The organism is Coprococcus sp. AM100_B19A, from assembly GCF_027662015.1.
GTDB lineage: Bacteria > Bacillota > Clostridia > Lachnospirales > Lachnospiraceae > Allocoprococcus > Allocoprococcus comes.
On sequence record NZ_JAQDKN010000012.1, the window covers coordinates 52,427 to 63,004 of the forward strand.

Sequence of the window (10,578 nt, forward strand, 5' to 3'; positions counted from 1 at the left end):
AAAAGTGCAGGAGAATTGGATAAATTCCCTTGCGCTTTTCTTTTATTTATGATATAAATAGATATTGTCGAGAGACAAAATGGGTGGATTCCCGAGTGGCCAAAGGGGACAGACTGTAAATCTGCTGCAATTTGCTTCGGTGGTTCGAATCCACCTCCGCCCATTGATGCGAGGTTGAAAAGACAGTGCAGAGCGCGTATGCTTTTCGCAAAAACCGTATGAGCATCTCTTGCCGCAGTGGCGGAACTGGCAGACGCCCGGGACTTAAAATCCCGTGGGTAGTGATACCCGTACCGGTTCGATTCCGGTCTGCGGCATTAGTAAAAAGTAGGAGAAACGTTGAATTTACAGCGTTTCTCTTATTTTTTTGCTTCAAAAAGTTTGAACACCTTTGAACACTTTATGATGAAATACCAAGATTCTGAAAAGCAAGCCTGTCATTCTTCCTCTTATTGACATTCCGCAAGTAATGCAATGTTGTAGCTGTCTCACTATGCCCCATTAAATAACTAAGGGTTGTAAGATTATTTCCGTCAAAAGCTGTTGAAGCATTGTAAAAGCGGATTTTATGACTGGAATGATAAGGAACACCGGCTTCTTTGCAATATTTCTTCAAACGGCGATTAAAGCTGTCTGTTGTCATAATCTCGCCGTTGGGTTCAAAGACATATATTCCATTTGGATTTAATTCCTTTGCTTTGTGAAGAATTTTAAGTGCTTCGTCTGTAAGGAACTGTTTACGGAATCCATGAGAAGTATTTCCTTTCATTTGATTTACTACTTTTACTTTTCGGCTTGAGAATGTTAAATCATCATTCAATGTACGTTCACAGGTCGCCTGTCTGTGAAGATATACAAGCCTGTTATTGTAGTCAATATCTTCCCAACGGATAGCTTTTGTTTCTCCAACACGGATAAACAGATAGAAAGATAACTGTATTGCAAGAGAATATGGCTCTATGATACACCGAAGATAATTTAATAACTTATGCGTATCATCACGAGAAAATACATTGTCACTTTGTACTTCTACTGGCTTATAGGTAAACTGTTTGAAATTCACATCAGAGACAGGATTATGTGATATAATTTCTTCTTCGATCGCATAACTCATTACTCCATTCAAAACAGAACGGGCATTACTGACTCGCTTGTGCGTGAACTGTCGGTCTTTTGTAGCTTCTCTGAAAAAGCGGATAAGCGTGATTGGTTTGATTTCGCCTATCTTCATTTTAACAAGTTCTGTATCTTTGAAAAATCTATTCCATTCAGATACATATTCTTGAATTGTTTTTGCTTTTACGGAAGTATAATCTCTTTTATACAAAAGCCATTCAGCATATAATTCTTCTAGTGTGACATTCTGACGGTTTTCAGCTTTCTGCTTTTCGATATAAAATCTGATGATTTCTTTTTCAAGGTTCTCTTTACTCTTCCTCTTAACAGGACGGCGTTTGTTAGGTTTGGTTTCATCGGGTAAATAAGTACGCCAGCTTTTTTCTGATTCCGAGTAATAAATTTCATATTTGTGATTCTTCAAGATTTTTTTATTTGCCATAATTTTAAAATCTTTGAAGACTTCATCTGTGGTCATGTTAGCACAGGTGGCTAACGTATTCAATAATGTTATATCTGAAAACGTAACGGGATTATCCATAAGATTCCCCCTTTACGCAAGGATTTTCTTTTTTAATTTTGATGTAGATAACACTGCTGTCCTTTAAGCATGAACCAGTAGATAAGAAAGCGTTGGTATCGTAAATTTGCCTTGTGTATTCTTTCTGAAAGACGATATTTTCTTTTTGTAAGTCATGTAAAATGTCTTCGGTCAGCATGACTTTTGTTTCGTGTGGAACTTTCAGATTTTGAGATTTAAAAAAGGCTTTTTTCTTATGTTCTTTCAAATCAAGGTCTTTTCCAAAATACTTGCTAAGATAACGACCTCTGTTTTCTTTGCTGTCTACATCAATGCGATTGATTTTAATAAATCCATGTGACCATAAATTCTGTAATTTTTCTTTTGCTATATACGGAAAATCAAAGAAAATAACATGATAATGGATTGCTCCACGCTTCTGTTTCTCCCACGTTGCAAGGTATTTTAATAACTGGGTTTTGGTATGATACAAATAATAATTTAATCGCTGGATAAAATACTTAAATTCTCTGTTGGTTATCAGGATTTCCTGAATGTTTTCTTTAAATGTCAGTGTTACAAATTTTGTTCTGTTATCAAAGTTGCAGTCAACAATACGGGCAATATCCCAACGAGCCTGTTCGTAATGCTTCTGCTTGCGTTTTAAACTGTCATATTGCTTATGAGCTGACATTTCATCAAATTTTTTTCGGTTACTTATGTCTGTTAAATCTGCCTTTTCTTTCGAGTGAATAAAAATAGGGTTTTCGTAAATATATACTTCTTTTGTAGTAGGAGTTTCAATGATTTTCGTATTGTATGCAAAACACTCTTTTGTTTTGCTCACGAATATCACCTCATATCCCAATTTTTGTAATGAATGTTCCGATTGTTTTCGGAAGATGTTGTTTTATATATCAAGTATAGAGGTCAGCCAGTTCAGCACCTATGACGTTGTCCGGCACTGACTGGCTGACATAGTAGGGAAATTATTTCATTTCCACTTTTCTGATATTGGAAGCTTCTGCTTTGACAGAAAGACGTCCATTATAGAGACTAGCCCAAGTATGTAAGCCATCAAATGAGACTGGAATCTGCCCTTTTTGTTCAAGTTCCTCGTTGGTAACAATCGCTGTGTTGGCTTTAATGCCTACTTTGACTTTCTCAAACTTTAATTTTGGAAGAAGAACTGTATAGTAGAATCCTAATTTTTCTTTTGTAGAAAAGTCTATCCAGTCGGAAACTTCTACTAACTGAAATTCCTCTTGCAGTTTGTCTGGATTTAAAATAAAGTCATTTCCTCTAATCATCGTTTCACCTCCTTACAGATATCTGATTATCAGATATTAAGATAATCTTATGATAAAACAAGCGTTGCAGAATGTCAATAGAAAATATCTGAATATCCGATAAAAAGATTGACAGAGAAAATTTGATGAAATATAATGTGCTTATAAAGGAGGTTCGCTATGAATAAAATAAAAGAATTGCGGAAAGAAAAGAATATAACCGTTGCGGAACTTGCAAAAGAATTAGGCATTTCACAAAGTATGCTTACGAACTATGAAAATGGAAACGGAACGCCGAGAGATGAATCTATATGGGAAAAATTATCACAGATATTCGGCGTGAGTAAAAGCCACGTTATGGGATTAACTACGGATATTGAAACAGCAAATAAGACAAAACAGTTGAAAGTGGTTGTGGATACATCTCAGCCGATCTCAATACAACCGAAGAATCAGACAGACCTTGATGTATTGATAAAACTGGATTTGATAGACAGTGAAGACATGGAAGAAGTGTCAGAATTTCTTGATAAACTGTTGGCACAGGAGAAATATGAGGGACGGAGAGAATCAAACGTTAAATATGTCGTTGAGTAGAAAATGCTTTTCAGCCGTCCACTTGCCCAGTCGACCCGCCGCCCTGTTAGGAACCGTCGCACTGGGCATCCTTGCGGAACGTTAGTTTGCGAAAATACGAACAAAAGAATATAAGGAGAGGGAATAGCCGATACTACTTCAAAAGCAGTAATAGAGTGCTATTCTTTTTTATTATATTCAATGGTTGTAGTTCGGAATGGTTTGCTATTATTGTGCAAGTAATAAGTTGGATAATAGAGCTTGATTTCCAAGGTGGTAGGCGTACCATTGATTTTGTTATGTTCATTTTCAATGTCTTTGATTAATCCATCAATTTCCCAACATTTGTAAACAATTACAGTCAATTCAGTATCTCTGGTATCTGCACTGCTAAAGGATATGCTGTTAGTAATATGATAGTCCGGCAGTCTGAGATAATTATAGAGAACGGTCAGTAAACAGAGCATTGTGATTGTTGCTATGATTTTCTTTTTCATGTACATACCTCTTTTGTGTTATTAACAAGGGACTGACTATATAGTACCTCACTATATAGTGAATTACTACATAAAGATTTAATAAATATACTTTATGTAGAGGTGCGGAACATGAATTATGGACATTTAGAATTAAGAATAGAAGAACTGTTACAAGAAAAAGGTATCAGTAAGAATATGATTTGTAAGGAACTCGATATCCCAAGGTCAAATTTCAATAGATATTGCAGAAATGAATTTCAAAGACTGGATGCAAATTTAATCTGTAAACTATGCAACTATTTTGAATGTGAAATTGGTGAGTTAATTCGATATGTAAAAGAATAAAGTGATAAATGGGTATGCGGAAATAAAAAATATTCGCATACCTTTTTAATTGAATATTTTATAAAATGGAATTATACTGTGAATAACATGAAACAGAGAAATCAAAGTTTGAAGCGGAGGTATGTATTATGAATATAGGATTTTGGTCGTGTATAATTTTGGTAATACCATTTCTGATTATAGGTGTTTTATTTGCGATTTTTAAGGCAAAAGCAGCAAAATTTGTTTCAGGATTTAATTCATTTTCTAAAGAAGAACAGGCATTGTATGATAAAGCTCATATCTCTCGTGATATAAGAAATCAGTGCTTTATGTGGGCTATTATAATGTTGGCAGGAGCATTATTATCCTGCTTTTTAACCCCATATATAGCTATACCAACCTATATTATTTGGTTAGTTCTGTTTTTTAGAGAAGTCCACTTTGATAATCATAAAGCGTTTGAAAAATATTTATTAAAGTAAATTCAAGTTTGGAGAATTGAGAAAATCGGAAGTTTACAGTGAGGTGAAAGAGGTTGAATTATGTAGAATATGGAAAAGAAAACAGCGATGTAATTATCCTCTTACACGGAGGCGGTTTATCATGGTGGAATTACAAAGAGGTTGCTGAAAGACTTCAAACAGATTATCATGTGGTTTTGCCTATATTAGATGGTCATGCAGGATGTGATAAGCAGTTTACAACGATAGAGAATAATGCTTTGGATATTATAGAATTTGTAAATAGCAAATTGGGCGGTTCTGTTTTAATGATGGGAGGACTATCGCTTGGAGGGCAGATTTTGCTTGAAATTTTATCTCAACGCAAAGATATATGTAAGTATGCAATAGTGGAAAGTGTACTTGTGATACCTTCAAAATTTACATATTCTATGATTAAACCGGCGTTTGGAAGTTGCTATGGCTTAATAAAGTATAAGTGGTTTTCAAAATTGCAATTCAAATCACTACGAATAAAGTCGAATTTGTTTGATGAATATTACAAAGATACTTGTGCTATTAGAAAGAGTGATATGATTGCCTTTTTACAGGAAAACTCAGTATATTCACTAAAAGATGGCATTGGAGAGTGTGAAGCAACCGTTCAAATTTATGTTGGAGAAAAAGAAAAGCAATCAATGAAAAAATCCGCTAAAATCATTCATGAAAAATTGCAGGATAGTTTTATACAAGTTCTTCCTAATATGTATCATGGAGAGTTTTCAATAAACCACGCAAATGATTATGTGAGAAAACTATTAGAAATAGTAAAGCGAAGGTAACTTTCAGTCTTCAGCAGAGACTGAAAGCAATAGAAGATTTGAATTGACCGAGCTCTTTGAGCGAGGGATACTTCTTGTCCGAAGGGAAAGAAGGTGGAACTGAGAAGAATTAAAACAATTTGAAGTTGTGAACTTAGAATTAGAGGTGTTGAAAATGAAAATAATAATTATATTTATTGATTTACTGATGGCAACTGTTCTCTTTTTTGTTGGAAGATTTTTTATCAAATCAAGGAATACAGAAAGAAGTGTGCTGTTTTTATCAGGAGATTATACTGGATTAAACACAGAGAAAATATGCAGAGTTACTGGAAAACGGATTAAGACATGGGCAATGCTCTTTTGTCTTGGCGGTATAATTGATTTTATCAAGCTGGGCGCAGGAATAATAATAGTTTCCGTTTTTTTTATTATCTTACTTGTATTTCATTTGGTTGATATGACTATAAATCGAGACAAGTACCGGGTATAAATTCAAGTTTATCGAATTAAGAAAAACGGAATTTAAGGAGGTGCTTATAAATGAAATTAGTAGATTTAGCAACAGGTTCTGATTGGATAGTGTGGATTGTCTTTGTGATATTTGCTGTATTTTCTATTATTTTACTTTCTGGACACGGGAGTTGGTTTATTTCCGGATATAATACGGCTTCAAAAGAAGAAAAGGAAAAATATGATGAAAAGAAGTTATGCAGAACAATGGGAATTGGAATGTCTATTATAGCAATTCTTGCATTGACAATGGGCTTGCTTGAAAATATTTTGCCTGCATTTTTTGTATATATTGCATTGGGGATTATTTTGGTTGATGTCGTAGTAATTATCATTTTAGAAAATACACTATGCAGAAAGTAACAACTTTTTAGTTTGTATGCGACAAACGTTTGAACACTTTTTGAACACCGCAACCGTGATGAAGTCTTCAAAGCCCCTTTCTATCAGTATTTGAGATTAAGAAAAACGGTTCGATTCCGGTCTGCGGCAGTGTTTGAAAAGCAGGAGAAACGTTGAATTTACAGCATTTCTCCTGCTTTTTGTTTAACCGGGATTCTGTTAAATACGCAATTTGCCGGCGTAGAGGCAGAAAAGTAGATACAGAAAGGAATGGAGGCATAAAAATGGGAGCATATCAACTGAAAAATGAAGAACTTACACTGACTGTTATTTCAGCAGGCGCAGAAATGAAATCGCTAAAAGACAATAAGACAGAGCAGGAATATCTGTGGCAGGCAGATCCAAAGTTCTGGGGAAGAACATCACCGGTTCTTTTCCCAATCGTAGGAAATTATGCGCAGAAGCAGTCGGTATACGAAGGAAAGACATATACGCTGTCACAGCATGGTTTTGCAAGAGACATGGAATTTGATCTGGAGAGCCAGACAGAAGAAGAGATTTGGTTTGTACTGAAAGATACAGAAAGTACTTTGGAAAAATATCCATTTCATTTTATTCTGAAAGTAGGATACAGACTCTCTGGACGTCAGGTGGAAGTAATGTGGAAAGTAGAAAATCCAAATGATAAGAAGATGTATTTTTCGATCGGAGGGCATCCGGCATTTAACTGTCCTTTGAAAGAAGGAGAAAAGCAGGAGGATTGTCAGTTAATATTTGATACAGAAGGACCGCTCACGAGCAGCATCGTGAATGAAGAAGGTGCACTTTGTCCACGGACAAAAATCTTAAATCTTTTCGGAAAATGTCTGAAGCTTGAGGAACATTTATTTGATGAGGATGCACTTATTATTGAAAATCATCAGGCACAGAGGATCGGTCTTGCGGATGCAGATGGAAAGGTTTATCTGGAAGTAGAATTTGATGCACCGCTTTTTGGAATTTGGTCTCCGGTAAAAAAACACGCACCTTTCGTATGCATTGAGCCATGGTATGGAAGAAGTGACAGAGAAGATTTTGACCATATTCTGGAAAACAGGGAGTGGGGGAATGAACTGGAACCGGGCGATATTTTTGAAAAGGATTATAAGATTCTGGTAAAATAGCGCAGAGGGTTGCGTTTCATGGCTCAGACTGATACAATGAAAAAAATACATGGAATATTAAAGGAAGAGGAGAACGTAAGATGAACTTTTTGGAAGAACGTATTGTCAAAGATGGAATCGTGAAAGAGGGAAATGTTCTTAAGGTGGACAGTTTTCTGAATCATCAGATGGATATTGAATTATTTGACCAGATCGGAGCGGAATTCAAGAAGAGATTTGCAGATAAGAATATCAACAAGATCCTGACAATCGAAGCTTCTGGTATCGGGATTGCCTGTATTGTAGCCAAGCATTTTCATGTACCGGTTGTATTTGCAAAAAAGACACAGAGCATCAATCTGGAAGGGGAGATGTATGTAGCAGAAGTCGAATCATTTACCCACAAATGCAAGAACCAGGTAATTGTAGCAAAGAAATTTCTTTCAGAGGAAGATCATGTGCTCATTATTGATGATTTCCTTGCGAATGGATGTGCGCTGCAGGGGCTGATTCAGCTGGTTACAGAGGCAGGTGCAACTGTAGAGGGAATTGGAATTGTGATCGAAAAAGGATTCCAGTCCGGCGGAAGAATCATCCGCAACCTTGGATATCCGCTGGAATCACTTGCGATTGTAGAAGCTATGGACAGTGAGACGGGTGAGATCACTTTCAGAGAGCAGTAAAAAGTGCAAAAAGACGCATATGCCTGAACAAAAATTTTGTCGGGAATATGCGTCTTTTGCGTATATGATGAGCTAAGTGCAGATTTGTATTTTCAAAGGGATCTGCATTTTTGATAAGCAGGTTTAGTCATTTTGCTCCATCCATTCATTTAAAAGTCTGCAATAGCGGTCGGTATCTTCAACGAAGCATACATGACGGCAGTCATCAAAAAGTTCCCAGCGTGAATTAGGGATACTGTCATACATGGTCTTTGCAACCAGTGGAGTGCACAGATCGTTGGCTCCGTTGATGATAAGTGCCGGCTCTTTGATATTTTTCAGTTTGTCACGGTACTCGTAGTTGCTGAGATTTCCGATTGGCGTATATTCATTTGGTCCCCACGCGGTAATATAAGAGTCTGTTCCGATTTTTTTTGGACGGCGCAGGCATTCAGGATCGGTGTCTTTTGGTACGCCGGCGGCATGAAGAAGCATAAAGCGTTCATTGGCTGCGAGATATGCCGGATCGTCAAAATTGCCGGTTGCTTCAGCCTTGGCAATGGCGTCCTGATCTTCCTGGGACATGAATTTAATCATCCGGTGTTGTTCCTGGGCCCACAATTTGGCAGATGGGTGGGTGCTGGAAAGAATAACGGATTTGATCCCTTCTGGTTTGTGATCGCATAAGTATTCGATTGAGAGCATTCCGCCCCAGGACTGTCCGAGAAGATGAAGTTCATCAAGTCCGAGATATTTTCTGAGTTCGATCAATTCATTCATCCAAGTTTCAGAACACCAGAGTTCTGAATGTCCTTCTACGTAAGAATTACCGCAGCCGAGCTGGTCATAGGAAATAATTGCACGACCTTCATCAGCAAGCCGGTCAAGTACTTCAAAGTAGTTATGTGTAGAACCAGGCCCGCCGTGAAGCAGAATGAGTGGTTTTTTATTGTCGGAGCATTCGCCTGCAATACGGTAGTAGGTTTTGTATCCAAGATAAGGCATGTAGCCTTCTGTAATTTTCATATTTAATCCCTCCTCAGTACATTAAGTTTCTTCATTATAACATCAAAATGAAGTAAGGGAAAGAAAAAGTGGAAAAATAAAAAAATAACGAAAAAAAATATAAAAAAATAAAAAAAATAAAAAAGTTGTTGACAAACAGTTGAATGATGAATATAATAATAAGAGTCACGCGGGTGTAGTTCAATGGTAGAACACCAGCCTTCCAAGCTGGATACGTGGGTTCGATTCCCATCACCCGCTTTTGTTATGTTTTAAATCAGGAGCCCGGTCGCCAAAGTGGTGACCGGGCTCCTGATTTATAGAGAAAAATTTAGTCATTTTTGACTGGTACGTTAAAATGTCGGCTCGATTATAAGGGTAAACGAAAATAGCCGCCAACTACTGGGAATAGTTGACGACTGACATTAGTAATAGTTGACACTATTTGCGGGTAGCCGCTTGCGGTTTCCCTCTTTATGTCTTAAATATAGCATATCTGGCAGCAGGACGCAAGGGGGGAACGAAATGTTTACCAGTGTCGTAAATTTTTTGGTACTTACCTTGATTTTTCATCCCCACCATGCTATACTAACACCCGTTACAAAACCCCTAAAAACAAGGTCTTACAAGGGTTTCGCCGATTCCCGGCGTAAGGTCATATACTTACAGTATGTGCCTTCCGTGGCATTCGTCAGATGTCCATGCAAGCATGGATGCCAGACTCATTGCTGCGCGAAAATGAATCGAGTGTTCGTGACCTTCCACTCGTAAAACAAAACTAGAGGAGAGAATTTCATATGAAGAACAAGAATGTAGCATTTATGACTCAGGCAGCGATGATCGCTGCAATCTACGTGGTGCTTACTTATGTATTTGCACCATTTTCATTCGGAGAAGTACAGATACGTATTGCAGAAGCACTTACGATCCTTCCGGTATTTACACCAGCAGCGATTCCTGGACTTTTCGTTGGATGTATTGTTGGAAACATTCTCGGAGGAGCAATCCTGCCGGATATCATTTTCGGAAGCATTGCAACTTTGATCGGAGCATTTTTTACTTATCAGCTTCGTAACAAAAACCGTTTCCTTGCACCGTTACCACCGATTATTGCTAACACAGTAATCGTTCCGTTTGTACTTCGTTACGGATATGGAGTAGCACTTCCGATTCCGTTTATGATGTTGACAGTTGGTGTCGGAGAAGTTGTCGGATGTGGTGTGCTTGGATTAGTCCTTTATACTGCATTGAATCGTTATAAAAATGTAATTTTTAAAACAGCATAAGAAGATGTAAAAAGCGGACAGACTGAAAAGCTATTCAGCCTGTCCGTTTTTTATACTATT

14 protein-coding genes and 3 tRNA genes are annotated in these 10,578 nt (G+C 37.2%); 12 read left to right on the forward strand and 5 right to left on the reverse strand.

Annotation, left to right across the window (positions count from 1 at the left end):
• Window positions 1-81 precede the first annotated feature (81 nt).
• Together PGQ33_RS12105 and PGQ33_RS12110 are read left to right on the forward strand one after the other, a co-directional pair.
• Window positions 82-163 (forward strand) — tRNA-Tyr (locus PGQ33_RS12105).
• Between the two features lie 68 nt (window positions 164-231).
• Window positions 232-317, forward strand: a tRNA-Leu gene (locus PGQ33_RS12110).
• A gap of 83 nt (window positions 318-400) precedes the next feature.
• On the opposite strand, the gene PGQ33_RS12115 is transcribed toward PGQ33_RS12110, so the two are convergent.
• The 3 genes from PGQ33_RS12115 to PGQ33_RS12125 all read right to left on the reverse strand — a co-directional run bounded on the left by PGQ33_RS12115 (window position 401) and on the right by PGQ33_RS12125 (window position 2,946).
• The gene (locus PGQ33_RS12115) at window positions 401-1,657 is read right to left on the reverse strand and encodes a tyrosine-type recombinase/integrase (protein ID WP_173822868.1); all 1,257 of its coding nucleotides are present in this window, start codon (window positions 1,655-1,657) and stop codon (window positions 401-403) included.
• Window positions 1,650-2,483 carry a rolling circle replication-associated protein gene (locus PGQ33_RS12120; RefSeq protein WP_173822866.1) on the reverse strand — a complete coding sequence of 278 codons (834 nt, stop codon included), beginning with the start codon at window positions 2,481-2,483 and terminating at the stop codon, window positions 1,650-1,652. Before PGQ33_RS12120 ends, PGQ33_RS12115 begins: the two co-directional genes overlap by 8 nt.
• Window positions 2,484-2,625: 142 nt before the next feature.
• Complete coding sequence (locus PGQ33_RS12125) at window positions 2,626-2,946, reverse strand: hypothetical protein (RefSeq protein ID WP_055195245.1); 321 nt, start codon at window positions 2,944-2,946, stop codon at window positions 2,626-2,628.
• Between the two features lie 159 nt (window positions 2,947-3,105).
• Here PGQ33_RS12125 and PGQ33_RS12130 point away from each other — a divergent pair, with 159 nt between their 5' ends.
• Complete coding sequence (locus PGQ33_RS12130) at window positions 3,106-3,522, forward strand: helix-turn-helix domain-containing protein (protein WP_005424130.1); 417 nt, start codon at window positions 3,106-3,108, stop codon at window positions 3,520-3,522.
• 158 nt (window positions 3,523-3,680) lie between these two features.
• Here PGQ33_RS12130 and PGQ33_RS12135 read toward each other — a convergent pair whose 3' ends face one another.
• Window positions 3,681-3,998 (reverse strand): hypothetical protein, encoded by a 318-nt coding sequence (locus tag PGQ33_RS12135; RefSeq protein WP_040015282.1) that lies wholly within the window; start codon window positions 3,996-3,998, stop codon window positions 3,681-3,683.
• Between the two features lie 111 nt (window positions 3,999-4,109).
• Between PGQ33_RS12135 and PGQ33_RS12140 the strand changes: the two genes are divergently transcribed.
• From PGQ33_RS12140 to PGQ33_RS12170, 7 genes are all read left to right on the forward strand, one after another.
• Window positions 4,110-4,325 (forward strand): helix-turn-helix domain-containing protein, encoded by a 216-nt coding sequence (locus PGQ33_RS12140; RefSeq protein ID WP_004845965.1) that lies wholly within the window; start codon window positions 4,110-4,112, stop codon window positions 4,323-4,325.
• A 128-nt stretch (window positions 4,326-4,453) separates the two neighbouring features.
• On the forward strand, window positions 4,454-4,789 hold the full coding sequence (locus PGQ33_RS12145; RefSeq protein ID WP_117455468.1) for a DUF3784 domain-containing protein: 336 nt from the start codon (window positions 4,454-4,456) through the stop codon (window positions 4,787-4,789).
• 53 nt (window positions 4,790-4,842) lie between these two features.
• Window positions 4,843-5,589 (forward strand): alpha/beta fold hydrolase, encoded by a 747-nt coding sequence (locus PGQ33_RS12150; protein WP_117455466.1) that lies wholly within the window; start codon window positions 4,843-4,845, stop codon window positions 5,587-5,589.
• Window positions 5,590-5,743: 154 nt separating this feature from the next.
• Entirely contained in the window at window positions 5,744-6,061 is a 318-nt protein-coding gene (locus PGQ33_RS12155; protein WP_005611085.1) for a hypothetical protein, read from the forward strand.
• A gap of 50 nt (window positions 6,062-6,111) precedes the next feature.
• On the forward strand, window positions 6,112-6,444 hold the full coding sequence (locus PGQ33_RS12160) for a DUF3784 domain-containing protein (protein ID WP_117455464.1): 333 nt from the start codon (window positions 6,112-6,114) through the stop codon (window positions 6,442-6,444).
• A 263-nt stretch (window positions 6,445-6,707) separates the two neighbouring features.
• On the forward strand, window positions 6,708-7,586 hold the full coding sequence (locus PGQ33_RS12165; protein ID WP_270205813.1) for an aldose 1-epimerase family protein: 879 nt from the start codon (window positions 6,708-6,710) through the stop codon (window positions 7,584-7,586).
• A gap of 80 nt (window positions 7,587-7,666) precedes the next feature.
• Complete coding sequence (locus tag PGQ33_RS12170; RefSeq protein ID WP_022220300.1) at window positions 7,667-8,248, forward strand: xanthine phosphoribosyltransferase; 582 nt, start codon at window positions 7,667-7,669, stop codon at window positions 8,246-8,248.
• A gap of 123 nt (window positions 8,249-8,371) precedes the next feature.
• Here the strand turns inward: PGQ33_RS12170 and pepI are convergent, their stop codons facing one another.
• On the reverse strand, window positions 8,372-9,253 hold the full coding sequence (gene pepI, locus PGQ33_RS12175) for a proline iminopeptidase (protein ID WP_270205814.1): 882 nt from the start codon (window positions 9,251-9,253) through the stop codon (window positions 8,372-8,374).
• Window positions 9,254-9,422: 169 nt separating this feature from the next.
• Here pepI and PGQ33_RS12180 point away from each other — a divergent pair.
• Together PGQ33_RS12180 and PGQ33_RS12185 are read left to right on the forward strand one after the other, a co-directional pair.
• A tRNA-Gly gene (locus PGQ33_RS12180) sits at window positions 9,423-9,493 on the forward strand.
• Window positions 9,494-10,029: 536 nt separating this feature from the next.
• Window positions 10,030-10,518 carry a QueT transporter family protein gene (locus PGQ33_RS12185; RefSeq protein WP_008371036.1) on the forward strand — a complete coding sequence of 163 codons (489 nt, stop codon included), beginning with the start codon at window positions 10,030-10,032 and terminating at the stop codon, window positions 10,516-10,518.
• The last annotated feature ends 60 nt before the right edge of the window (window positions 10,519-10,578 follow it).